Source organism: Natrinema marinum (assembly GCF_024296685.1).
GTDB lineage: Archaea > Halobacteriota > Halobacteria > Halobacteriales > Natrialbaceae > Natrinema > Natrinema marinum.
In genome coordinates, this window is sequence record NZ_CP100763.1 from 982,253 (window position 1) to 1,007,053 (window position 24,801).

The 24,801-nt window shown below is 65.7% G+C and carries 24 protein-coding genes; 17 read left to right on the plus strand and 7 right to left on the minus strand.

What is annotated here, in order from left to right; genetic code table 11:
• Positions 1-73 precede the first annotated feature (73 nt).
• Positions 74-469 (plus strand): SPW repeat domain-containing protein, encoded by a 396-nt coding sequence (locus tag NKH51_RS04900; RefSeq protein WP_254764130.1) that lies wholly within the window; start codon positions 74-76, stop codon positions 467-469.
• A 160-nt stretch (positions 470-629) separates the two neighbouring features.
• On the opposite strand, the gene NKH51_RS04905 is transcribed toward NKH51_RS04900, so the two are convergent.
• Positions 630-1,619, minus strand: a complete 990-nt coding sequence (locus NKH51_RS04905) for a nucleoside recognition protein (protein WP_254764131.1) — start codon at positions 1,617-1,619, stop codon at positions 630-632.
• Positions 1,620-1,748: 129 nt separating this feature from the next.
• Between NKH51_RS04905 and NKH51_RS04910 the strand changes: the two genes are divergently transcribed.
• A complete protein-coding gene (locus NKH51_RS04910; protein ID WP_254764132.1) occupies positions 1,749-2,342 on the plus strand; it encodes an NADPH-dependent FMN reductase in 594 nt (197 codons plus the stop codon).
• Positions 2,343-2,369: 27 nt separating this feature from the next.
• Here NKH51_RS04910 and NKH51_RS04915 read toward each other — a convergent pair whose 3' ends face one another.
• Complete coding sequence (locus NKH51_RS04915) at positions 2,370-3,014, minus strand: hypothetical protein (protein ID WP_254764133.1); 645 nt, start codon at positions 3,012-3,014, stop codon at positions 2,370-2,372.
• 439 nt (positions 3,015-3,453) lie between these two features.
• Here NKH51_RS04915 and NKH51_RS04920 point away from each other — a divergent pair, with 439 nt between their 5' ends.
• From NKH51_RS04920 to NKH51_RS04945, 6 genes are all read left to right on the plus strand, one after another.
• Positions 3,454-4,008, plus strand: a complete 555-nt coding sequence (locus tag NKH51_RS04920) for a hypothetical protein (RefSeq protein ID WP_254764134.1) — start codon at positions 3,454-3,456, stop codon at positions 4,006-4,008.
• Positions 4,009-4,147: 139 nt separating this feature from the next.
• The gene (locus tag NKH51_RS04925; protein WP_254764135.1) at positions 4,148-5,200 is read left to right on the plus strand and encodes a DNA-methyltransferase; all 1,053 of its coding nucleotides are present in this window, start codon (positions 4,148-4,150) and stop codon (positions 5,198-5,200) included.
• A gap of 131 nt (positions 5,201-5,331) precedes the next feature.
• Complete coding sequence (locus NKH51_RS04930; RefSeq protein WP_254764136.1) at positions 5,332-8,490, plus strand: PAS domain S-box protein; 3,159 nt, start codon at positions 5,332-5,334, stop codon at positions 8,488-8,490.
• 110 nt (positions 8,491-8,600) lie between these two features.
• Positions 8,601-8,900: a HalOD1 output domain-containing protein gene (locus tag NKH51_RS04935; protein WP_254765117.1), complete on the plus strand. Its 300-nt coding sequence runs from the start codon at positions 8,601-8,603 to the stop codon at positions 8,898-8,900.
• Positions 8,901-9,027: 127 nt separating this feature from the next.
• On the plus strand, positions 9,028-9,909 hold the full coding sequence (locus tag NKH51_RS04940; RefSeq protein WP_254764137.1) for a universal stress protein: 882 nt from the start codon (positions 9,028-9,030) through the stop codon (positions 9,907-9,909).
• A 132-nt stretch (positions 9,910-10,041) separates the two neighbouring features.
• Positions 10,042-11,457, plus strand: a complete 1,416-nt coding sequence (locus NKH51_RS04945) for an aryl-sulfate sulfotransferase (RefSeq protein ID WP_254764138.1) — start codon at positions 10,042-10,044, stop codon at positions 11,455-11,457.
• 48 nt (positions 11,458-11,505) lie between these two features.
• On the opposite strand, the gene NKH51_RS04950 is transcribed toward NKH51_RS04945, so the two are convergent.
• Positions 11,506-12,027: a DedA family protein gene (locus NKH51_RS04950; protein WP_254764139.1), complete on the minus strand. Its 522-nt coding sequence runs from the start codon at positions 12,025-12,027 to the stop codon at positions 11,506-11,508.
• A gap of 166 nt (positions 12,028-12,193) precedes the next feature.
• On the opposite strand from NKH51_RS04950, the gene NKH51_RS04955 reads away from it, so the two are divergent.
• Positions 12,194-12,646 carry a metal-dependent hydrolase gene (locus NKH51_RS04955; RefSeq protein ID WP_254764140.1) on the plus strand — a complete coding sequence of 151 codons (453 nt, stop codon included), beginning with the start codon at positions 12,194-12,196 and terminating at the stop codon, positions 12,644-12,646.
• An 11-nt stretch (positions 12,647-12,657) separates the two neighbouring features.
• Here the strand turns inward: NKH51_RS04955 and NKH51_RS04960 are convergent, their stop codons facing one another.
• A complete protein-coding gene (locus NKH51_RS04960; protein ID WP_254764141.1) occupies positions 12,658-13,146 on the minus strand; it encodes a metal-dependent hydrolase in 489 nt (162 codons plus the stop codon).
• Positions 13,147-13,219: 73 nt separating this feature from the next.
• Complete coding sequence (locus tag NKH51_RS04965; RefSeq protein WP_254764142.1) at positions 13,220-14,239, minus strand: lysylphosphatidylglycerol synthase transmembrane domain-containing protein; 1,020 nt, start codon at positions 14,237-14,239, stop codon at positions 13,220-13,222.
• A 124-nt stretch (positions 14,240-14,363) separates the two neighbouring features.
• On the opposite strand from NKH51_RS04965, the gene NKH51_RS04970 reads away from it, so the two are divergent.
• The 6 genes from NKH51_RS04970 (at position 14,364) to NKH51_RS04995 (ending at position 21,380) form a co-directional block, all read left to right on the plus strand.
• Positions 14,364-15,959, plus strand: a complete 1,596-nt coding sequence (locus NKH51_RS04970) for a sulfatase (RefSeq protein ID WP_254764143.1) — start codon at positions 14,364-14,366, stop codon at positions 15,957-15,959.
• A 128-nt stretch (positions 15,960-16,087) separates the two neighbouring features.
• On the plus strand, positions 16,088-16,945 hold the full coding sequence (locus NKH51_RS04975) for a hypothetical protein (RefSeq protein WP_254764144.1): 858 nt from the start codon (positions 16,088-16,090) through the stop codon (positions 16,943-16,945).
• A 115-nt stretch (positions 16,946-17,060) separates the two neighbouring features.
• The gene (locus NKH51_RS04980) at positions 17,061-18,044 is read left to right on the plus strand and encodes a glycosyltransferase family 4 protein (protein ID WP_254764145.1); all 984 of its coding nucleotides are present in this window, start codon (positions 17,061-17,063) and stop codon (positions 18,042-18,044) included.
• The gene (locus NKH51_RS04985; protein WP_254764146.1) at positions 18,045-19,142 is read left to right on the plus strand and encodes a glycosyltransferase; all 1,098 of its coding nucleotides are present in this window, start codon (positions 18,045-18,047) and stop codon (positions 19,140-19,142) included.
• Positions 19,143-19,246: 104 nt separating this feature from the next.
• Positions 19,247-20,659 (plus strand): FAD-dependent oxidoreductase, encoded by a 1,413-nt coding sequence (locus NKH51_RS04990; RefSeq protein WP_254764147.1) that lies wholly within the window; start codon positions 19,247-19,249, stop codon positions 20,657-20,659.
• A 295-nt stretch (positions 20,660-20,954) separates the two neighbouring features.
• Positions 20,955-21,380, plus strand: coding sequence for a DUF8159 domain-containing protein (locus NKH51_RS04995; RefSeq protein ID WP_254764148.1), 426 nt, complete (start codon positions 20,955-20,957; stop codon positions 21,378-21,380).
• 81 nt (positions 21,381-21,461) lie between these two features.
• Here the strand turns inward: NKH51_RS04995 and NKH51_RS05000 are convergent, their stop codons facing one another.
• Positions 21,462-22,508: an NAD(P)/FAD-dependent oxidoreductase gene (locus NKH51_RS05000; RefSeq protein WP_254764149.1), complete on the minus strand. Its 1,047-nt coding sequence runs from the start codon at positions 22,506-22,508 to the stop codon at positions 21,462-21,464.
• Between the two features lie 171 nt (positions 22,509-22,679).
• Between NKH51_RS05000 and NKH51_RS05005 the strand changes: the two genes are divergently transcribed.
• Both NKH51_RS05005 and NKH51_RS05010 read left to right on the plus strand, forming a co-directional pair.
• On the plus strand, positions 22,680-23,054 hold the full coding sequence (locus NKH51_RS05005; RefSeq protein ID WP_254764150.1) for a winged helix-turn-helix transcriptional regulator: 375 nt from the start codon (positions 22,680-22,682) through the stop codon (positions 23,052-23,054).
• 58 nt (positions 23,055-23,112) lie between these two features.
• Complete coding sequence (locus tag NKH51_RS05010; RefSeq protein WP_254764151.1) at positions 23,113-23,418, plus strand: hypothetical protein; 306 nt, start codon at positions 23,113-23,115, stop codon at positions 23,416-23,418.
• 166 nt (positions 23,419-23,584) lie between these two features.
• Here the strand turns inward: NKH51_RS05010 and NKH51_RS05015 are convergent, their stop codons facing one another.
• Complete coding sequence (locus NKH51_RS05015) at positions 23,585-24,667, minus strand: sensor histidine kinase (protein WP_254764152.1); 1,083 nt, start codon at positions 24,665-24,667, stop codon at positions 23,585-23,587.
• Positions 24,668-24,801: the final 134 nt, after the last annotated feature.

Consider the following 24,801-nt stretch of genomic DNA (forward strand, 5'->3'; position numbering starts at 1 on the left):
GACGTTTCACAGATATACCAGATTCGAAACATTATCGATGCTCTCAAATATCTGGCGCCCGCAATCTTCACGTATGAGCGGGACACGATCCGCCGACGATGCATCGGTACTGGTCGAACGGGCGGCCGGACTCACCGCCGTGCTGGGGGCGTTCATCATGGTGTCGGCGCCGATATTCACAATTACCGACTTCATGGGGCTCCAGAACGTCCTCGCCGGTGGCGCGGTCGCGTTCGTCGCTGCGCTCCACGCCTACTGGACCAGCGAGAAGGAGCCAAGCATCGTTCTCGCGGTGATTCTCCTGTTGCTCGGTGTCTGGATCGCGGCGGCACCGTTCGTTCTCGGCGTCGACCGCGCGCTGGTGGTCGGGATCAACAGTCTCGGTGGGGCGATCATCGCGATCCTGTCGATCGTCAGTGCCTACGGTAGCGTCCGAGCATCGGGTAGCACGACGCCCTCGAGCGCGTAACGACCCTTCCGTCGTCGTCCCCTTTCACGACGGGCCGGAACCACTGTAGCGAATGCGTATCGATCGGTCCGCTTTCGGCCCGTTCTCGTATCGATCACGACAGTAGTCCGCTCGGCCGACGCGTCCGAGAACGGCGGGGGTGACGGTCCTCGCGGCGCGTTCAGACGGCGAAAAAGACGCCGATCGCCACGAGGATGAACGCGGCTTTCAGACAGACGTTGACGGCGATCACTTTCGCCCCGAACGACGCCCCCCAGATGCCGAACTGGAAGGGGATCGATCGCTTGACCGTCCCGATCGTCAGCGAGACCAGACTCCCCACGAGCAGCGTGATCACCGCTTCGTCCGGCGTCAGCACGTCGCCGATCAGGGGGGCGACGGTGATCGCGCCCGTCGTCGGGTCGACCAGCGAGACGAGGATCACGGGCACCGCCGCGCTCGGCAGTCCCAGCAGGCCGGCCACCGGTGCCAGCACCGCGCCCGGATCGTCGATGCCGATCGCCGCGAACGCGTCGAGAATCCACTCGGCGTAGGCGAGCGCGACGAACACCGCGGTGTAGACGACCGTCAGTCGAGGGACGATCGAGCGCAACCGCTCGAGCGTGCTGTCGGCGGCGCTGCGGAGCTTTTCACGGGTCGTTCTCGACTCCTCGTCGGGCGTGTCCGGGTCGACGCCGCGCCGGTCGTACTCGTAGCCACGCAGGAGGACGGCACCGGCAAGCAGGCCGACGACGGTGATCGCCAGTGAGATGCCGGCTCGCGCGCCGACGTACATGAGCCCGACCTGCAGTCCCAGGATCGGGACGAGGACGGGGCCGTAGTAGGTGAAAATGTGCTGGACGAAGCCGAAGAACGTGTTGATGACGACGGCAACGAGGGTAGCCCGATCGTCGAGCAGACCGTCCTCGCGGAACTCCGCCAGCATGCCGTAGCCGGCCGTCACCGAGACCGCGTTCGTGAGAACGGCGGTTCCGACCTCTGGCGGGAGGTTCGCGGGCTCGGTAAGATAGCGGCCGACGCGGGCAACGACCGTGACGAGACCGAACTCCACCGCCAGATTCGCGAGCCCGACGCCCGCGCCGATCAACAGCGATATCGTCACGACGCGGGGCAGAGCTTCCTCGAGGACGACGGAGACGAGCGACTGCACGCGAACCGGTTTGGATTCCTGTGCGAAATGTACATCGGATCGGCCGGCGCGGTCCGGCTCCCAGCTGTCGTCCTGTCGCCGATCGAACCGTTCGGATAGCTTTTGGCGCTTCCGCCCATCCGAACGACCATGAGCGACAGCGATGTCCACGTCGCCGCACTCTGTGGCAGCCTTCGCGACGGCAGTCACACTCGGACCGCACTCCAGCGCGCGCTCACGGCCGCCGAACGGGCTGGAGCGACCACCGAGTTGCTCGACCTCCGAGAGTACGAGTTGCCGATCTTCGACGCGGACCGGGATCGTGCGGACGCGGGCGACGCCGACGAACTGGCGGCTCGCGTGCGCGCGGCCGATACGATCCTCCTCGGCTCGCCGATGTACCACGGCTCGTACGCCTCGCCGCTGAAGACCGCGCTCGACTACTGCGGGTTCGACGAGTTCGAGGACAAGACCGTGGGTCTCCTCGCGGTCGCGGGCGGGGCCTTCCCCGTGACCGCCCTCGAGCATATGCGGTCGGTCTGTCGGGCGCTGAACGCGTGGGTGATCCCTCACGAAGCCGCGATTCCCAACGCCAGCGCCGCCATCGAGGACGGCGAGTTCACGGATCGAAAACTCGAGAAGCGGGTCGCCACGTTGGGCCGGCGGGCGGTACAGTACGCCGCCATCGAGCCGGATCCGGACTCCTTCGAGAGCGGTCAGAACGTCGGCGCGCAGGGGCGGTAGCCGGCGGCCGGTCGCCCGTCGCGAGGGTCAGGGCTCGAGGATCCGCTGGAAGCGGCGCTGATGAGCACAGAAGACGAAGACGGCGAAGACGAGGACGGCGATCTGCAGGGCTTCGATCCGGAGGACGACCGTCGTCGGTCCGAGCGTCAGCGGTGGCGAGGAAGCTCCCCAGTCGACGAACCACGTCGCGACGAGCAGAAACGACGCGCCGACGGCCATCAACAGCCCCGGCACGACCGGCGTGAACGCGATCCGGTGGTGGGTCGGCTGTCTAAAGACGCGTCGCTCGAGGACGAACTGCCCGGTGAGCACGCACGCTAGGACGGCGGTTGCGACGACGACGCCGAGGACGCCGCCGAACAGTCGGGCCACGAACAGCCAGACGATCCAGCTAGCGGTGAGCAAGAGTGCCACGCCTAAGCGACGCGGCTGTAACAGGTCACCGAGCGTGCTGACGGTCGCACCGACGACTCCCGCTCTGAGCAGCGATCCGCAAAAGAGCAGGCCGAGGCCGGCGAGTGCGGTCGAGGCCGACGGCGAACCGACGATCAAGCCGAACCAGAGTCCGACCGCGACCGATTCGACGACCGCGGCTGATAGCGCGGCCGTAACGCCCACGACGCGACGGTGGGCCGTTCGGCCGAGCACACCCGGCTGGCGGAGCACGCTCATATCCGTTCCCGTTTCGGTGGCATCCCTTTCGTTATGGAACGCATTCTGTCTCGCCGAGGGGGCACTCGTCTTGCCCCGAGGTTTTATAGTGCGAAAACCATCCCTTTGTATCGCCGCTGCTTACCCTCGGTCGAGACGAGTACCGAGCGCTGGCGTCGGTCGGTCCGACCCGCGGTCCGTCCTCTCTCGCATCCACGAACGCAGGTGTCGCAGCGAGCCATCGCGACTCGAGTAGACGGCGATTGATTCGGGACACTCCGTGCTCCTCGTTCCGTCGGGTGTCACACCGCGCCGGCCCCGTCCGTCCGGGTGATCGCGGGTAAACATCTCGTTTGAACCGACTTTTCGCCGGTTAGGACGGGAATAACGTCCGTGGAGTCGCTTCCCCTCTCAGAAACGGTGAATAGAACTATGTATGGTGGTGTGGTCGTGGCGGATTATGCCCGAGATGGAACAACAGGACAGGACGCTGTCGGAGCTTATCGTCAAGGAAGCGGTCGAACGCGGCATGGACTCCCCGATGCGTGAATCGATTCTCGAAGCCGTCGAAGAGTCGGGGGAGGCCAGCTCTGGCGGCCGGCTTCCGCTTGCGGGAGCGCTGTTCGGCCTCGGCGCGGCCGTCGGCTTCCTCGCCGGTCGACAGTCCGAACTCCAGGAGACATCGATCGAGGATATCGAGGAGCCGGAAATCATCGAGGACGTACGCGAGACGGCCCAGGAAGCCACCGAGACGGATGAGGTCGATGTCGAAACGGACTCCGGGTCGCGACTGCCGCGAGCCTTACTCGCGCTGGGCGTCCTCGCCGGCGCTGTCTTCCTCCGGCGTCGCCTCTCGAGTAGCGACGAGGAGGAGTGGGAACCGATCGAGGAGTTCGAACCGGCCACGGGCGCCGACACCGACGAGGAGTTCGGCGACATGGGAGAGGAAGATGTCGAGGACGTCGGGGAGATGGACGGCGAGCCCGAAGAACTCGGCGACGAGCCCGAGGAATAAGGGCCCGCTCGCGCGGGCTTTGCGTAGCAACGTCGTCGATACCGTCCGTTCTACCCGCTGTCAGAGGGGAGCCCGGAGACGAGCGCCCGGCGTAGCGCTGACGAAGGAGCTAAGGGAGCCACGCCGACAGGTGCATTCAATGGAGACGACCCACCGCGTGTTCGTCGGCGACGCTCGCGATCTCGCCGAGGTAGCGGACGGCTCCGTCGAACTCGTCGTCACGTCCCCGCCGTATCCGATGATCGAGATGTGGGACGACCTCTTCACCGAACTCGATCCCGCCATCGGCGACGCGCTGGCGTCCGGGAACGGTCGCGGCGCGTTCGAGGCGATGCATGCCCAACTCGAGCGCGTCTGGGACGAACTCGAGCGGGTGGTAGTCGACGGCGGGATCGCCTGCGTCAACGTGGGCGATGCGACCCGCTCGGTCGACGGCAGTTTTCGGGTCTATCAGAATCACGCCCGCATCCTCGAGGCGTTCGAAGAGCGCGGGTTCGAGCCGTTGCCGGACGTGCTCTGGCGCAAGCCGGCCAACAGCGCGGCCAAGTTCATGGGTAGTGGAATGATCCCGCCGAACGCCTACGTCACGCTGGAGCACGAGTACGTCCTGATCTTTCGGAAGGGGGAAGTGAGCCGCACGTTCGAGCCGCGAGCCGACCGGCGGTACGAGGCGGCTTACTTCTGGGAGGAGCGAAACCGCTGGTTCTCGGACGTCTGGACCGACGTGACGGGCGAGCTACAGACGATCGATATCGTCGACGACGAACTCCGGGAGCGCTCGGCGGCCTATCCCCTCGAGATTCCCTATCGCTTGATCTGTATGTACTCGGCGTACGGCGACACCGTCCTCGATCCGTTCTGGGGGACCGGGACGACCACGCTCGCGGCCATGTGCGCCGGCCGCCACTCGGTCGGCGTCGAACTTCAGGACGCCCTGCTCGAGCTCTTCGACGAGCAGATCGACGAGGTGCCTCCGCTGTCGCGGTCGGTCGGTCGCGCGCGCCTCGAGCGCCATCGCTCGTTCGTCGACCGCCGTCGGGCGGAGGGCAAGTCCCTGGAGTACGACGCCGAGCACTACGAGACGCCGGTCGTAACGAAGATGGAACGGGGGATCCGGCTCCGCGAAGTGCGGTCGATCGACCGTACCGACGACGGCTATCTGGTCGACCACGCGCCCCTCTCCGCCGAGTGATGCGCCCTTCACCTCTGCCTGACGCGGCTCGAGCTCGGGGTCGTTCGAGGGATATCGTATCTCTGACCAGTTCCGACCGCTGAAACTGAAATCGACGCGACCTTTTTACCTGTGCCGACCGCAGCAGAGGTATGGTTCGCGGTCTCGAGGAGTCCGAAGCGATTCCAGTATCCGTCCTCGCCGTCGGCTCGTCGGAGTGGATCCGAACGGCGACGGCGGGGCTCACCGACAGATCGGTGACCGTGTTCGAATCCGTGGCGACCGCAGCCGAGGTGACGACGGAGCGGCTGGACGCAGCCGACTGCGTCCTGACGGACGACCGGGACGTGCTCGCGGCCGTCGACGGGGCGTGTCCGACCGTCTACGCCGTCGATCCGGCGGCCGACGAGTCGATCGACCGGCTCCGCAGCGACGGGGCCGACGATGTGGTCGCCAAGACAACCATTCGGGAGCCGCCGCTGCTGGCCCATCGGCTTCGGCAGACGGTTCGGTTCGCGTCGGCACAGTCGGCGACCGATCGCGATGCGGAGTGGTATCAGACGCTGATCGAACAGTCCTCGGACCTGCTCGTCGTCATCGACGAGACCGGCACCATCACGTACGTCAGCCCGGCGGTCGAACGCGTCGGCGGGTTCGATCGAGACGAGCTGTACGGCTCGCACATCCTCGAGTACGTCCACCCGGACGACGAGGGATCCGTGACCGACGAGTTCGACGCCGTCCAGTCGGGGGGGATCGGGACGACCCGATCGGTCGAGTACAAGTGCCAGCACGCGGACGGTTCCTGGTACGTTCACAAGGCCGCCCTGACGAACCGACTCGACGACGGACTCGTCGACGGCGTCATCGCCTCTATTCGTGATATCACCGAGTATCACCGAATCGAACAGGAGTTGACCGAATCGTTCAAGCGGGTGACCGACGCGTTCTACGCGCTCGATCGGGACTGGCGCTTTACGTACGTCAACGACCGTGCGCTCGAGTTGCTCGATATCGAGCGATCGGAGCTACTCGGACGGAAGATCCTCGACTTCTTCCCCGAGATGGAGGGGACGCAGTTCCAGGCGAGCGCCCTCGAGGCGATGGACGAGCAGGAGCCGAAGACGATCGAGGCGTACTTCGAGTCCTACGACGTGTGGATCGAAGCCCGGATCTACCCCTCGCCGTCGGGAATCTCGGTCTACTGGCGGGACGTGACCGACCGCGTCGAGCGCGATCAGGATCTGGCAGAGCGAACGGAGCGGTTACAGACGCTGGTCGAGAACGTCCCCGTCGTCCTGTTCGTTCTCGACGAGGACGGAACGGTAACGCTCCTCGAGGGACGCGGCCTGAAGAACCTCGACGCCGACTCCACGGAGGCCGTCGGAACGTCGTTTTTCGATATCCTCGAGGGCTACCCCGAGGTCTGTGCGAACGCGAGGGCGGCACTCGACGGCGAGCAGATCCACTCCCAGAGTCGCGTCGACGACCAATTTTTCGAGACCTGGTACCGGCCGATCGTCGACGACGGCGAGGTCGACCGCGTGATCGGGGTCGCCAGCGATATCACCGAACGGGTCCAGTATCAGGAGACGCTCAACGCTCTTCACGAGGCGAGCAGCCACCTGCTGGCCGTCGAATCGAAGCAGGCCGCCTGTGAGTACATCGTCGACGTCGCGACCGACGTCCTCGACCTCGACAGCGTGGTCTACCGGTTCGACGACCGGAACAACGAACTCGAGCCGGCGGCGTACTCGCAGACGATCGAGTCGGGGTTCGGCTCGCCGCCGCGGCTCGGACCGAACGACAGCATCGCCTGGGAGACGTTCGTCACCGGAGAAGCCTCGGTCTTCGACGATATCAGGACCGAAGACGCCGTCTACGACGAGGCGACGGCCGCCCGAAGCGGACTGTACGTCCCGCTTGGCGAACACGGCGTCCTCGTCGCGCTCTCGACCGAGGTCAGCCGATACGACACCGACACCGTTGAACTCGCACAGCTGTTCGCGACGGCGGCGGAAGCGGCGCTCGATCGGATCGGCCGGACTCGCCGCCTCCACGACCGCGAACGCGAACTCAAGCGACAGAACCGCCACCTCGAGCGGGTCAACGACGCCAACGAGGTGCGCCAGGAGATCGAACAGCTTCTCCTCATGGCCGACTCCCGCGCCGAGATCGAACGCGGTGTTCCCGAACGCCTCGCCGAGCTCGAGGCGTGTTCGATGGCCTGGATCGGCGAGCCCGACCCGAGCGGCAACCAACTGCAGGCGCGGTCCCACGCCGGACTCAACCGCGGCTACCTCGACGCGGTGACGGTGACGACCGTCGACGAGTCGGCCGCCGAACCGACTGGGCAGGCGGCCCGGACGCGGACCCCAGTCTCCGTCGCGAACGTCGCGGAGTCGGTCCACGACGGCGAGTGGCGCGGGACGGCGCTGTCGCGGAACTTCCAGTCGGTGTACGCGGTGCCGCTCGTCTACGACGGATTCCTCTACGGCGTGCTCTCGATCTACGGCGACGAGCGCAACGCGTTCGACGAGACGCTCCGCGAGACTCTGGCGGAACTCGGCGAGACGATCGCCTACGCGATCGACGCCGTCAAGCGCAAGAACGCGCTGCTGGGCGACAACCGGACCGAGGTGGAACTCGAGGTTGGGGCCGACGCGACGCTGTGTCGGCTCGCCGCCCACCTCGGCGAACCCGTGACCTACGAGGGGGCGACGATGCTGGCCGACGGGTCGCAACTCGTTTTCGCCGCCGTCGAGGGGCCGGCTGACGACGTGGCCGAGGCCGTCGATCACGCGATTCTCGAGGGGATTAGCGACCTGTCGACGATCGCCGAGCACGAGGGCGAGACGTTGCTCCAGCTTCGACTGAGCGATGCGTTTCTGGGGTCGATCGTCGATACGCACGGCGCGCGATTGCGGGAGTTCGTTGCCGACGAATCGGACGGCCGCGCGATCATCGAGGTCCCCGACGCGGTCGAGATCCGCGAGGTCCTCTCCGGCGTCAATCGCAGCGGGCCGTCGGTATCGATGGTCGCCCGGCGCGAGCAGGCGACCGACGATCGCTCGACGCTCAGCGGTCCCGCGCGCAACGCGTTACTCGAGACGTTCACTGACCGCCAGCGCGAAGTCGTACAGACGGCCTACCACGGCGGCTTCTTCGAGTGGCCGCGACAGGCGACCGGCGAGGAGGTCGCCGACTCGCTGGCGATTTCCTCCCCGGCCTTTCACAAGCACGTTCGGTCCGCAGAGCGGAAACTGTTCGCGGCGCTGTTCGAGGGATCGGCCGCCGCCGGGGTTAACTGATTAACCACCACCTGAATCGGCTGTTACACAGTTAACGATCAGGCTCTTTGCAACAACTCATGAAGAGTGGGATGACTTCCCACCGAACGTACTGGGGGTACGTACAACACATGACCGAGATGAGTTCACGATCACCGTCGACCGCGATGGGGGATCACTATTCCGTGCAGTATGATAGACTCGACGACGAACCGCTCAGCGTTGCCGTGGCGGACGCCGTCGCAACGTTCCGTAACCAGGATGTAACTGAACTCGAACCGCTCCATTACTCGATCAACGCCGACGCACTCGAGCGACTGTTCGAACCGCGGCCCAACGGGCTCCGCTCGAGCGGGTCGATAACGTTCGAGTACAGCGACTGTCTCGTGACGATCACCGCCGACGGCGAGATTCGCGTCGAATCAGCCTGACCACCCTGCGACTCGCGGCTCTGCTGATCCGTTCTTTTTCCAGACCGTCGTTCGGGAGAGCCGCGGTGACCGGTCTCGAATCGCATCATCCCACAGACGTAAGCGCCTCGGCGTCGAACGCCGGGGCATGCTCACTCGGATCCTCGTTCCGATCGACGGGAGCGACCCCGCGACGGCGGCGCTGGAACACGCACTGGACATCGCCGCCGACGGGGGAGCGACGGTCCACCTGCTCAACGTCGCCGACACGAACGAGCCCAGTCTCACGCGACTCGGCGGCGATGTCGTCGATGTCCTCGAGCGAGAGGGTGACGACATCGTCTCGGAGGCTGCCGAACTGGCCGACCGACGGAACGTGTCGGTCGTCACCGACGTGGTGCAGGGGGACCCGCGCTCAGTAATCGTCGAGTACGCCACGACCGACGAGTTCGACCTGATCGTGATGGGCGCTCACGGCCGACGCGGATTGGGCGAGTACGTCCTCGGAAGCGTCACGGACCACGTCGTGAACCGAAGCGACGTGCCGGTGCTGACGGTTCGGCCGACCGACGACGGGCCGTCGACCTTCCCCTACGGCGATATCCTGGTGCCGACCGACGGGAGCGAGCACGCGACGGCGGCGCTGGAACTCGGCGTGAGGTTCGCCGCTCACCACGGCGCGCGATTGCACCTCCTCTCCGTCGTCGACGAACTCCCCGAGGTGGGCGACGCCGGATCGGCACAGCTCTCCGACCAACTCGAGGCGAACGTCCAGGGAGTCTTAGACGAGGCGGAGGGTATCGCCAGAGAGGGCGGCATCGAGGAGGTGACGACCACGCTCGCGACCGGCTCGATGCCGCGAGAGGTCACGTCCTACGCCGACGCGGAGGGGATCGATCTCATCGTGATGGGAACGCACGGTCACACCGGACTCGATCGACACCTGCTCGGCAGCTTTACCGAGCGCGTGATCCGAACGGCGCCGGTTCCCGTCCTCACGACGACGCGTGCCGACGACCTAGACGACTGAACCGAAACGCGTTCTCGAACCTGATTGTCTCATCGACGGTGATGTCGTTAGAAAAAGTACTAGTAGCGCGATCCGGAACCGACAAAGGATGATTGCCCAGACGGTGTGCACGTACTCGATGGTGATCGATCCGTGAACGCAGAGTCGCTCCCGTCGATCGACCGCGTCCGGTCGGAGATCACGCGAAACCGGCTCCGGGCCGCCTTCGCCGTTCTCATCCTCCTCTCGGCGGCCGTCGTCGCCAGCGCGGCGGCGTCGGGTGGCCTCTCGACGGCGTCGAAAGCGGACGTTCCCGACGCGCCGCCGACGGAGAACCACACGGTCGTCACCGAATCGGGGCGAGCGGGGACGATCACCGCGTACGCGCCCGACGGCGAGGTTATCTACTACAACAACACGCGCACGAAGTACTTCGACGTCGACCCCGTCGAGGGTCAGCCCCTGACCGTCGAGTACGCCGCGACGGACACGATCCACACCGAGAAGCCGTACTGTGGTTCGCCGCCGTGTACCCGTAACGTCATCGAGCGCGCCAACCTCACGACCGGCGAGGTCGAGGTGCTCTACAAGCGCTACGATCCCAACGAACTCGCCGCCGAGTGGCACGACGCGGACCGAATCAACGAGACTCACTTCGTCGTCGCCGACATGGTCCACGATCAGGTGTTCATCGTCGACACCGAGACGGAGGTCGTCGACTGGCTCTGGGACGCCCAGAGCGACTTCCCGCTCGAGGGCGGCCACGAGTGGCCCCGCGACTGGGCACACATCAACGATGTCGAGTACATCGAGAACGGGCAGATGGAGGGCCGAATCATGGTCAGTCTGCGGAATCAGGACCAGGTCGTCTTCCTCGACCAGCAGGAGGGGCTGCTCGAGGACTGGACGCTCGGGTCCGAAAACGAGTACGACACCCTGAACGAACAGCACAACCCCGACTACATCCCCGAAAGTCAGGGCGGGCCCGCCATCCTCGTCGCCGACTCCGAGAACGCTCAGATCAAAGAGTTCCAGCGCGAGGACGGCGAGTGGAATCAGACCTGGGTCTGGGAGGACGACCGGATTCAGTGGCCCCGCGACGCCGACCGACTCCCGAACGGCAACACGCTGATCGCCGACACGCACGGCAACCGCGTCATGGAGGTCAACGAGTCCGGCGCGATCGTCTGGCAAGTCGGATCGTCGCTGCCCTACGAGGCCGAGCGCCTCGAGACCGGCGACGAGAGTACTAACGGATCGAGCGCGGCCTCCCTCGGCCTCGAGTCGCGCACGGCCGCCGAAACCGGCGGTGACGGTGGCGGCGGGAGCGACGGGCTGTTCGGCTTCGAACCCCTCGAGTTCCTCGGCGACCTCGTCGAGACGATCCTTCCGCATCGAATCTACAACGGGCTCCTCTTCGTGAGCCCGGTCTGGATGGGCTCTTCGGAGTTCGCCGCCGTCGGCATCGCCTTGCTGGCCGGGCTGGTGTGGGCCGGCTCCGAGATCAGGTGGCAGCTCCACGACGCCGGCGTCAGGCTTCGCCTCCCCGTCTACCGGCAGGGCGACTGATCGCCTCGAGACCCCTTTTCGCCGCGACGTATTGGTCCCGCTCGGCGCTCACGCCAGCAGGTGGCCACCGAACAGGTAGAGCCCGGCCAGTATCGACTGGAAAGACAGCGAGCCGGCGGCCGACAGCGCGACGAACGTCCGGCCGTCCATCTCCGACAGCCCCGCGGGGACGGTCAGCAGGCCGCGAACGAACAGCATCGTGTTACTCACCGGGACGGCGATCGCTCCCCACCGATCGAACCAGCCGTCGAACCGCTCGAGACGCGACTCGGAGATCGGAAACCAGCGCGTCTGCAGGACGTACTCTCGCCCCCCGCGACGGACGACACAGAAGAGACAGAACTGGCCGATCGTCGTCCCCACGACCGCGAGGGCGACGATCGCGATCGCCTGAGAGATCGTCGAGCCGATCAGCGCCAGCGCGGCCGGCACGACGAGTTCGCTCGGCATGAACCGCAACAACATTGCGCCCTCGAGGATACAGATCCCGAAGAACACCGCCAACGCGACCTCCGACGTGAACATCGACTCGAGCCAGGGCGGCGTCCCCTCGAGTTGCAACGGACTCATGCCCCGAGCGTAATCCGCCCTGCCTGTAATTTGTGTTGGTTCGGCGGGCGGAACCACGCCGCGACCGGCAGGCGGCGGATGTCGCGAGTCGTCGATCGACGGTGGGGACCGCCTCGCTCGAATCGAACCGCAAACTATGTCGGACGGTTGGTCGAACAGTCGTTCGATGGAGACGGGTCGAATCCTGTTTCTCGCGGGCGCGTTCGCGACCCACGCCGTCGTCGGGTACGCGCTGGTCTACGCCTTCACCGACGCTGATCCCCGCCTCGGGCTCGTCTTCGGCCTCCTCCCGGATGCGGACTTCCTCTTTCCCGCGACCCTAGCATGGCCGTTCGTCCACCGCGGGCTCACGCACACGCCGCTGTTCGCGCTGGCGGTCGTCGCCGGCGTCTACGCGGTCGGTCGCGATCGTGACCTCGCGGCCGCCGTCGCGCTGGCGATCGGCTCGCACCTCGCGATCGACTCGCTCTCGCCGAAGGGGATCGACTGGCTGTTCCCGCTCGAGACGTCGTGGAGCCCCGGCCTGCCGGTACATAGCCCGGCCGCGACGGTGGTGCTCTGGACGGCGGCGATCGTACTCATCGCGTGGCGGGCGACCGGACGCCCGTTCCACGGCTGAGCGCGAGTCCCTCAGAGGCCCGCTGCGGGGCCGACGAGCGCCAGACACACCGACGCGGCCAGCGCGCTCGAGCCGGCGAGCAACACGGCGCGGTTGATCCGCGCGTTCTTGGATTTGAACCAGCCGAGCGTGACGTGTCGCCGCCAGACGGGCGCGAACGGCGCGATCCCCATCGGCGTCACCACGTCGCCGGCGAGGTGGGCGAGGATGCCACACGTTCCAACGGCGAAGCCGAATCGAAACCCCTGTGGCGACTCGGGGAGCGCGGCGGCGGTCCCGACGCCGACGGCCACGCCGACGAGCGCGGCGAACCAAGCGGTGTGGGTCGGACCGCGGTGGTCGATCAACGGCAGTCGCTGATCGATATCGGGGAGGTTGGCCACGCCGATGGCGATCAGCGCTCCCACCAGCGCCAGCTCGAGCGACGCCGTGTCGGCGACGACCGGCAGAAACGGGGCGTACAGCAGGGCGTTGAAACCGGAGTGACCTTCCTGATACATCGGTCGCTGCCTGCTCGTCCGGGTTCAGCAGGAATGACGCTGTCGGACGGCACGGTGTCCCGACGCGAGACGCTTATCGGACCGCCCGAACGCCGAACGCCGAGACCGAGATGCCGCCGATCAACACCGGCATCCAGTAGATCGCGCCCCGGAAGATGAGGACGGCTGCGGTGACGATCGACGCCGGAATCCCGGTCGTCGGCACGAGCAGCGTGACGAATGCGGCCTCGATCCCGCCGAGTCCGCCGGGCAGGGGAGCCGCGCCCGCGAGGTTGGCGAGCGGTATCACGAACAGCAGGACGTAGGGCGCGACATCGTAGCCGAGCGCGGCGAACGCGACCGTAAGCGCCGCCGTCTGGAAGAGCCACCCACAGAGTGACAGCCCGACGACAGCGGCGAGCCGCCACCGATCGGTCGCCACGCGCTCGATGTTCTCGAAGAATCGACCCAGCCGATCGCGAAGGTCTGCCTCGAGCGTGTCGGACTCGAAGCGCTCGAGGCCGAGCCGGCCGAGACGGGGCGCGACGATAGCGGGGAGCCGCTCGACGAGTCGGTCGTGATATCGCCAGACGAGGATCATGACGATGACGATGGCGGTGATCAGGGCGACCGCGGAGCCGACGGCCGTCTCGAGGCGGCTGCCCAGGGCGGCGGTCGTCGCGTAGTAGGCGACGCCGACGAGGATGAGCGCGATCGAGGGGACGACGTTGATGACGTCGACGCTCGCGATGCCGACGAGGCCGGTCTCGTAGCGGGCGTCGGAGACCTTCGAGATGAGCAGCGCCGCGACGGGTTCGCCGCCGGCCTGACCGAACGGCGTGACGTTGTTGGCGAAGACGGCGCCGGCGTAGACGAAGAACGACTTGACGAGCGGCACGTGAACGTCAAGAGCGGCGAGCACGGTTCGGAGCATCAGGCTCCAGGCGGCCAACCAGCAGAGTGCGAGGGCGAACGTCGCTCCGATCAACGACGGGTCCGCCGACAGCAGCGAGTCGACGACGCGACGGGCACCGACCGCGAAGAACAGGACGGCAAAGACAGCGATCGTCCCGAGACCGCCGATGATAAATGCGCGCCGGTTACGCTCGTCCATAATCGGTATCGATCGTCAGCAAACTTGAAACGTCTGATCGACGCTCGCAAGCAGCGATCGCCGCTTCCGTCGGGTTCGCCACCGTTCAATCGATTTATTGGCGTGGAGCCGAGTGTCGTCAGTAATGGACACGACCCGTCAGTCGAACGTCCTCTTCGTCGTTCTGGACACGGTCCGAAAGGACCATCTCGGCCCGTACGGCTACGGGCGAGAGACGACGCCCGAACTCTCGCGGTTCGCCGAGGAGGCGACCGTCTTCGAGTCGGCGGTCGCCCCCGCGCCGTGGACGCTGCCGGTGCACGCTTCGCTGTTTACCGGCCGCTATCCCAGTCAACACGGGGCCGACCAGGGCAGCCCGTACCTCGAGGGCGAGACGACCCTCGCGGAGACCCTGTCGGCGGCCGGCTACGATACGGCGTGTTACTCCTCGAACGCCTGGATCACGCCCTACACCGGGCTCACCGACGGCTTCGACGCGCAGGACTCGTTCTTCGAGGTGCTCCCGGGCGACGTGCTCTCCGGCCCGCTGGCCAGCGCGTGGCAGGCGGTCAACGACAACGACTACCTCCACAGTCTGGCATCGAAACTCGTCCATCTTGGCGCGATGGCCCACTCGAAACTCGCCAGCGGCGAGGGTGCCGACTCGAAGACGCCCTCGGTTATCGACCGCACGAGATCGTTCATCGACGACAGCGACAGCGACGAGGGCTGGTTCGCCTTCATCAATCTGATGGACGCCCACCTGCCGTACTACCCGCCCGAGGAGTACCGCGAGGAGTTTGCCCCCGGCGTCGACCCCGACTCAGTCTGCCAGAACTCCAAGGAGTTCAATTCGGGCGCTCGAGAGATCGACGACGAGGAGTGGGACGACATTCGCGGCCTGTACGACGCCGAAATCGCCCACATGGACGCCGAACTCGGCCGCCTGTTCGATTGGCTGCGCGAGACCGGCCAGTGGGAGGACACCACCGTCGTCGTTGCGGCCGACCACGGCGAACTCCACGGCGAACACGACCTCTACGGCCACGAGTTCGCCCTCTACGACCAGCTCATCAACGTCCCGCTGCTGGTCAAACACCCCGACCTCGAGGCCGACCGGCGCGACGACCTCGTCGAACTGCTCGACTGCTATCACACGGTGTTGGACGCCACCGGTGTCGATCCCGCGGCCGTGGGGACGACGGCCGGCGACGATGGCGCCGTCGACCGCGACCGAACGCGGTCGCTGCTCTCGAGCGAGTATCGCGCCTTCGACGGAGTGAACGAGGCCGATCCCGGCCAGCGGGCCGTTCTCGGGAACGAGGGCAGCGAGGCAGGCACCGCCGACGGCGATTACGCGTTCGTCGAGTACGCCCAGCCGGTCATCGAACTCCACCACTTGGAGGAGAAGGCCAGCGAGGCCGGCATCGTGCTTCCCGACGATCACCGCGCGTACTCGCGGCTGCGCGCGGCCCGCAGCACCGACGCGAAGTACGTCCGTGCGGATCGCATTCCCGATGAAGGCTACCGGCTCGACGAGGACCCGGCCGAGGCGTCACCGGTCGATCCGGCCGCCGACGAGATCGTCGCCGCGACCGAAGGGGCGCTCGCCCGGTTCGAGGAGGCCGTCGGCGGCGCGTGGGACGATCCCGACGAGCGCGTCGCCGACGCCGAGGATGCGCTGTCCGACGCCGACGAGGAGACCCGCGACCGGCTCCGCGAACTCGGCTATCTCGAGTAGTTCGCCCCCGAGAGCCGATCGCCGAAATCCGGCGGTATCGCCTCGTATCGACGTGATAAGGCCGGTCGAACTGACTTTCCGGGAACCAATAAGAATACGTAGGTCGACTCGAAAGGGGGCGACAACGAATGCAGGACCAGCACTTCCTCGAATCGGACTGGGACTACTGCCTGGTGCTGGATGCGTGTCGGTACGACGTGTTCAGCGAGGTATACGACGAGTACCTCGACGGGACGCTGGAGAAGCGCCGAAGCGTCGGTTCGTCGACGCCGGAGTGGGCCTATCGAACGTTCACCGACGAACACGACATCGCGTACTTCTCGAGCAATCCCTTCATCAACGATCTGGGCATCCCCCTGAACGAACTCAAGTGGGGTGCCAGTTGTGACTACGAGTGGTCGGCCTCCGACCACATCAGCAACGTCTTCGACGTCTGGAAATCGGGCTGGGACGACGACCTCGGCACCGTCCCGCCGGACAGTCTCGGGGAGGCGTTCCACGAGCACCAGGACGCCGTCGAGGCGGCCGATCGAACGGTGCTCCACTACATGCAGCCCCACGCGCCCTATCTCGCTCGCGGGAAGGGCCAGAAGCTCAAACAGATCCAGAAGGGCATCCGGAAACAGGAGGAAGCCGAGAAAGACGGCGACGACGGCGGCGCGCTCTCCGCGCTCGGCGACACCATCCGGCCGAAAGTCGAGAACAAACTCGAGGGCAGCGAACTCGCCCAGAAGGCGGGCCTCTGGCTCGAACTCGACCCGGCGGATCTCGTCAAGAACGGCACCCGCGAGGCGGCGATGGCCCTCTACGAAGAGAACCTCCGGATCGCCCTCGAGTCCGTCGCCGACATCGTGACGGAGCTCGACGGAACAGTGATCGTCACGGCAGACCACGGCGAAGCCTTCGGGGAAGAGGGCGTCTGGGAACACCACATCGAGACCCACATCCCGGCGCTCATGGAGGTGCCGTGGCTCGAAGTCGAGTAACGCCGCGTTCGATCGAGAACGGGGACGGAACGGAAACGGTGACGAGAACCGACGGTTGCCGACGACGCTCGGCGACGCGGCGGGTTCGGCGGTAACGACACGGGGGGAGTCCGGTATGAAGATCAGCCACTACTTCGAACTCGAGGACCACGTCACCGGCGGCATCCGAGAGTCTGTCGTTCACCAGCGGAAGATGCTGGATCGACTGGACTGCTCGTATACGACCGAGCCGACGCTCGACGCCGACGTATTTCACTGCAACCTCATGGGGCCGCGGTCGGTGTACTACGCGATGCGAGCGCGACGCCGGGGAATACCCGTCATCGCGCACACGCACGTGACCGCGGAGGACTTCGGCGACAGCTTCCGATTCACGAACGCCCTCGCGAAACCACTCAAGCCGTACCTCGAGCGCGCCTACGGGCTGGCCGACGCGCTGGTCTGTCCCTCGGAGTACAACCGACGGCTGATCGAGACCTACACCGACGCGCCGACGACGGTCATCTCGAACGGCGTCGACCGCGAGAAACTCGAGGGGTTCGAGGCGCTCGAAGAGGAGTACCGCGAGCGCTACGATCTCAGCCCACCGACGGTGTTCCTCGTCGGTCACGTGATCAAGCGCAAGGGACTGGAGACGTTCGTCGAACTGGCTAGGCGACTGCCCGACCTGGACTTCGCGTGGTTCGGCCCGCTGGACCTCTCGTTGAAGGGGCGGGAGACGACGGCGCTGATCGAGAACTCGCCCCCCAACTGCACGTTCACCGGCTTCGTCGACGACATCCGCGGCGCGTACGCGGCCGGCGACATCTTCTGTTTCCCGACCCACGAGGAGAACGAGGGGATCGCGCTGCTGGAAGCGATGAGCGCCGGCAAGCCGGTGTTAGTCCGCGACATCGAGACGTTCTCGTGGCTCGAGGACGGCGAGGACAGTCTGAAGGTCGCGGAAGCGGGCGTCGACGGGTTCGAAGCCGCGTTGGAGCGGCTCAGAGACGCCGATCTCAGAGATCGACTCGGATCGAACGCGGCCGAACGCAGCGAGAAGTTCTCGCTCGAGACGGTCGCGAACCGCTATCAGTCGCTGTACGAGGAGGTGGCCTGAATGAAGATCGGATTCTTTACGGACAGTTATTTCCCGGAGATAGACGGCGTAACGTATACGATAAAGCTCTGGCGCGAGGAGTTAGAACGGATGGGCCACGAGGTGTACGTCATCTATCCCGACGGTGACTACGAACCCGGCGACCGCGAGATTCCCGTCCGGTCGCTGCCGAACCCGTTTTACGCCGGCTACCGAATCCCGCTCACCCGCCGGCCGTCGACACTCCCCGACCTCGACGTGGTTCACTGCCACGGCCCCGCACCGATCGGCCTGCTCGGGCGATACTACGCCCGGCAACACGGCCTCCCGTCGATCTACACCCACCACACTCCACTCGAGGAGTACTTCCACCAGAACGTCAAGTTCGAGTCGGTCGCAAACGGGCTCTCGAGGCTGTACGTCCCGCTCGAGAACGCGTTCCTCGAGAGCTTCGATATCGTCACCGCCTCCACCGAGCGGATCGAGCGCGACGTCGACCACGTCCAGCTTCCCGTCGGGATCGACATGGACTTCTTCCAGCCGACCGAGGAAGACTGGTACCCCGATCGGACGGTGGTCGGCTACAGCGGTCGCCTCAGCATGGAGAAAAACGTCAGCGAGATCCTCCGAGCAGCCGAGGAGTGTCCCGAGTACGACTTCGTCGTCGTCGGCGAAGGGCCCTACCGGGACAGTCTCGAGCGACACGCCCCCGACAACGTCGAACTTCGGGAGTTCCTCCCGCGCGAGGACTTGCCGGTCTTTTACTCTTCGATCGACGCCTTCCTGACCGCCTCGACTGCCGACACCCTCGGGCTCTCGACGCTCGAGGCGAACGCCTGCGGGACCCCCGTCGCGGCAGCCGACGTGCCGCCGTTCGATCGGACGATCGGTCCAGACAACGGCGAACGGTTCGCATACGGCGATCTCGAGTCGATGGTCGAGGCCATCGAAACCTGCCTGGCAACGGAGCGCGAGACCCGCGAGGCGGTCGAGCGCTACTCCGTCGGGTACACGATGGACAACTTAGAACAGCTGTACCACGACGTGCCGCTCTCGCGAGAAGAGGCAGCCGTCGCGGCCGACAGCCCGTGGCGCATCTCTGAGGAAGAGCGCAGTTGAAACGGATCCAGGTTGTCGCGGACGTTCGACGCCCGTTCTCGCGCTGGTAGCGACCGTGCACAGTCAGTGAGAGACTTTATGGCTCGCTCGTGTTGGTCTCCGGTATGAGCGATCCGTTCGTCGTCGTCGGTGGCGATGCAGCAGGGATGTCCGCAGCGAGCAAAGCCAAACGCGACGACCCCGACCGCGAGGTGGTCGTCTTCGAGAAAGGCGAGTGGGTGTCCTACGGCGCGTGCGGTCTTCCTTACTACGTCAAAGGTGAGATCCAGTCGCTCGAGGAACTCGTCTCGGTGACACCCGAGGAGTTCCGCGAGGAGCGCGACATCGACCTCCGGACGGGCCACGAGGTCGTCGATATCGATACTGACGCACGGACCGTCACTGTCGAGGGCGACTCCGGAACCGTCGTCCAGCCGTACGGCCACCTGCTGCTCGCAACGGGCGCGGAGTCGGTTGTCCCCCGGATCGACGGCACCAACCGCGACGGCGTGTTCACGCTCGGCTCGATGAGCGACGGGAAGGAACTGCGAGAGTACGTCGCACGAGCGCGCGACGACGAGGATCTCCAGCAGCCGGATCGTGGGCCGGCCTGTCGGTATCTCGAAGACTGTACCGGACCCGTCGGGGTCGTCGGGGGCGGCTACATCGGCGTCGAGATGGCCGAAGCGCTGGCGGCGAACGGCTTCGAAGTGAACCTCTTCCAGCGCGGCGATCGTGTACTGGACGGCTTCAGCGAGGAAACGAGCGAGCAGGTCGCCGCCCATCTCCGAGAACAGGGCGTCGCGCTCTTCCTCGACGCGGAAGTGCGGGCGCTGTCGGGCGGCGACCGCGTCGAGGCCGTCGTCACCGCAGACGAGCAGGTCGCGGTCGAGTTGGTGCTCCTCGGGACGGGCGTTCGCCCCCGAACGGACCTCGCCGAGGACGCCGGCATCGACCTCGGCGAGACCGGTGCGATCGCGACCGACGCCTACCGCGAGACGAGCGCGCCGGATGTCTACGCGGCGGGCGACTGCGCCGAAGCGACCCACGTCGTCACGGGCGAACCGGCGTATGTTCCGCTGGCGCTGACCGCGAACCGACACGGCCGCGCGGTCGGCCAGACGGTCACCGGGACGCCGACGGAAGGCGGCGAGATCGCCAGTACGGCAGCTGTCAAGGCCTTCGATGTCGAAGCCGCTCGAACCGGACTCATCGATCTCGAGGAGGCTCGCGAGGCCGGGTTCGATCCGGTCTGCAAGACGATCACGGCGAACTCGCGGGCCGGCTACTACCCCGAAGACGGGACCGTCACCGTCACCCTGACGGCCGACCGCGACTCCGGGCGCGTCCTCGGTGCGAGCCTGGTCAGCGAGTACGGCGAGGGCGCGGTGCACCGAAGCCACGCTATCGTCGCGGCCCTCGAGGCGGGAGCGACCGTCTCGGACGTGGAGAACTACGACCTCGCGTACGCGCCGCCGTTTAACACCACGTGGGATCCGGTGCTGGTCGCCGCGAAGGTCCTCTCGGACGAGCTCTAATTTTCGCTCGTCACCACCCGTCGACGCCGATCGGCCCACCGGGGAGACCATCCGTTGGCGGCAGTTCGCGAGGCCGGGCGGGCCCGCGTCCGCGAGAGACGCTGCGAGCGGTGCGGTCCGCCCTATCGCCCCAATCGAACCGAACCCGGCCTGATCCCGGTCGTGCGTTATCGACGCACGACCGACCGTCTCTTTCGATGCAGTAACTCACATCTATCGTGGGAACCTACCGAGGACGTACTCAATGGGACGACGCATCTCCGAGCCGACCCGCAGCGTGTCGAGGCGAACTGTCGTGAGTACCGCAGCCGCCCTCGGCACCGCGGCCGTCGCGGGCTGTCTGGGCGGGACGGGCGAGAACGAGGGCGAACCGGACGAGGAGACCGGAAACGACGTGAGCGAGGCTGACAGAGACCTCGCCGCGGAGATGGTCGACGCGGTCGACGACGACCTCTCGGTCACGGACTGGGAGGTACCGGGAATGTTCATACTGGACTACGCGAACAGCGGCGGCGTGGAAGCCGACGCTCCGATTCTCGGGAGCGGCTATGCCGATATCGCCGATCGGGGGTTCGACCGTCGAGCGATGCCGACTGCGCTCCTCGACGACGGCAGCGTCGACTTCATGGTTTTTATCGAGCCCGAGTGGGCCCGATCCTATCTCGAGGGCGAGTGGTCGGAAGCGGAGTATTACGCGCGAATCGTGGACTCCGAGCACTGATTTCGGGCACGAGTCGGTCGTTCGAGACGGCGTCCGGCCGCCGCTCCGGCTTCGATCATCACCCGGCTCTACTGCCCCCGTTCAATCGCCTTCCGCCGCGGAGTGCTCGCTCGCCTGCCGCCGCAATCCGGGCGCTATCGCGGGAACGTCCTTCGGGCTGACGGCGCCGTCGGCCTCGAGTTCCTCGACCGACTTCGGGAACTCCCGGAGCGACTTGTGGATCGCGATCCCCGCCTTCGCGCCCTGCCCCATCGCGACGGGGACCTGGTTGTGGCCGGGCGTCAGGTCGCCGACGGCGTACAGCCCGTCCACCGACGTCCGGCCGTGATCGTCGACCGCGACCGTGCCGTCGTCGTTCAGCTCCGCGCCGAGCCCGGCCGCGAGGTCGTTGTTGTACGCGCTACCGTACATCGCGAAACCACCCCGGTACTCGCGGACGGCTCCGTCGGCGAACTCCAGAGCCTCGAGCCAGCCGTCGTCGCCGTTTCGGACGCCGGTCACGTCTTCGCGGACGATATCGACGGGATGGCCCTCGAGCATCGCCGCCGTCTCGTCGCTCCACGTCGGCTCGTCGTCCCGGAGCAGCAGGTCGACATCGTCGGTGAAGTTGAGCATGATCATCGCGACGTAGGCCGCGCTCTCTCCGTGGCCCATCACATAGACGGGCTCGTCGACGAACATGTAGGCGTCGCAGTGCAGACAGTAGTGGAGCCCGCGTCCGGTGCGGGGCAGCGGCGGCTCGGGTCGGCCGTCCGAGAACCCGGTCGCGAGAACGACGCGCTCCGCGGCGGCCGGCCCGTTCGTCGTCTCGAGGGCGAACGCGTCGTCGACGCGTTCGATACCCGTGACGAACTCCCGGCGGTAGTCGGTCCCATACGACTGCAACTGGTCGACGGCCGTCGAGAGGAAGTCGTTGCCCGACACCGACTCCGGGACGCCGATGACGTTGTGGGTCTCCTGCATCATCGCGGCTCGACCGCCGCCGCGGTCGAATACCGCGGTCTCGTGTCCGAGACGCGTTGCGTACAGTGCGCTCGTGAGGCCGGCTGGGCCGCCGCCCACGACGGCGACTTCGTAGTATCGGTCGTCATCGATAGCGTCGCGGCTCGTCGACTCGTGGTTACTCATCGTAACCCGGTTACGTCTCCGCAGCCATAAGTGTCAGCTAACACGACGGTAACCCGGTTACGATCCGGTAAGTGCCCCGGAATCGACCGGCGGGGCGCGTCGCGTTTCAGTTACAGACAGTAACCCGGTTACGGAACGTAATTTAAGCGTGTGCGGGCCGAACGGACGGCCATGGACGAGCCGACACAGCGGCTGGACGTCTGGTGTTCCGGTGAGGAGTGGTGTCCGATCACCTCCACCGCGACGCTGATCGGCAAGAAGTGGCACACCGTCATTATTCACCGCCTACTCGAGAACGGTCCGCTCGGGTTCACCGCCCTCGAGGAAGAAGTCGACGGTATCTCGAGCAAGGTCCTCTCCGACGCGCTCGACGATCTCGAGGACAAGCAGTTAGTGGATCGGGAGATCGTCAGCGAGAAACCCGTTCGCGTCGAGTACTCGCTGACCGACCTCGGCGAATCGCTCGAGCCCGTCATCGAGACGATGCGCGAGTGGGGTCGACAGCATCTCGCGGCCGCCTCGGACGAGGAGAGTTCGGTCACCTAACGGCGTTCGGGGAATCGGATGCCAAAGCGTAATCCGCACGCCGTGCGAACGAACTGTCATGACTGTCGACCAGGGGACCGATGCCGGGGGATCGACCGCGACCGACGGTCGTCTGTCGCGACTGCGAAATCGCCTCGACGGTGCAATTCGGGGCCGGCTCGAGCGGCTTCGCTGGTGGTACGCGCTCCGGATCGCCGGCGCTCCGCGCTGTGCGGTTTGCGGTGACGAAGCGGCGTGGATCGCCGTGACGGAGGACGAACCACGGTGTTTCAAACACATCCCGAGCGAGGGGATGGACGCGATTCGCGATGTCGAGCCCGCGGACTGCTTTACCGAGTGGAACGAGGCGGCTACAGAGACCTGACCGTTCTCTCTCGAGAGCGTCCCGCCGGTTCGGTGGACACGAGCCGGCTCGGCCTCGATCGGGACGCGAAAGCGGGTGAGTCGTTGCTATCGGAGAGCGTGACAGCCCGATTCGAACTGCCAAGGCAGTAGCCGAGGGTCGTCCCGTCGCGCTGACACAACGGAACCTACTCCGCACGTGAGGAAGACCGATCGGGCCTTTCCTCCGCGGTAGCGGGTCTGACGGACGGTAGCAGGAACCTGACGACGTTTCCGCGGGGGGAGTTCTCTTCGAAGACGAGTTCCCCTCCGAGCGAGTCGACACACCACTGCATCACCCAGAGACCGAGGCCGGAACCGTGATACGTGGTGCTCCCCTCGACGTCTTCTTCGAGAACATCGATCTCGATGTCTGGAATAGTTGGACCGCCGTCGATGATCTTCACTTCCGCTTGGCCGGTATTCGCGTGTCTCGTGACGACCACCTCGATAGCTGCGACCTGTCTGTCATCGTGAACGATCGCGTTGTCGAGCGCGTGTTCGATCGCGTAGCGAAGCCCCTCGTCGGCATTTACCCGGACGTCGGACCGTCTCTCGACTGTCAACGCTGCGTCCGGGTATTCCGCCTCGATCCCTTCGATAACATCTCGGACTAAGTCCCCGAGGTTCGTCGGCGTGCGCTGCGTCGCATCCGGCTTCGCGATTTCTTCGATTTGATGGACCGAATCACTCAACGTCCCGATTTCCGCAGCGATCTCCGAGATCGTCTCGGCTTCGTCCTCGAGTGACTGTTTTTCGACGGCGTCTTTCAGACGGTCAGCGTATCCGATGAGGAGATTCGTTTCGTTGCGGAGGTTGTGTCGGATAACCCGATTGAGAAGGCGCAGCCGGCGCTCGCGGGATTTGTACTCCGTTATGTTTCGGATTTCACTGATAACGCACGGGGTCTCATCGATCGTAGTCGAGTTGAGACGGACGCGAATCCAGATCAGTTCACCGCTCGCACGCTCGATCTGCCATTCGAACTCCTGGGAATCGCCAGCGGCGGCTGCTTGGATTCGCTCGACCGCTTTTTCCTGTGAAAACTTCGTCGACGGCGGCGTGTAGTCCTCGATTTTCATTTCGAGCAGTTCTGCTCGAGAGTAGCCGTACAACCGCCCGACTTGCGCGTTCGCATCGAGAATCGCACCCGTCTTGGGATCACGTAGCGTGATTCCGATATCTAAATCGTCGAATGCTTCCGGTAACGCCGTGTCAGAATCCCCCTTCATGGAGATCAGCACTAAGAATAGCTATAAAAACGCGAGAACAGCGGAAACGGTTGCCCACTCGCGGGGAATATCTCTCGGTAGTTCCTGCTTCTATCGAGACGCCCCAGCGGGCGTCCTCCCGCGAAGACAGCCGG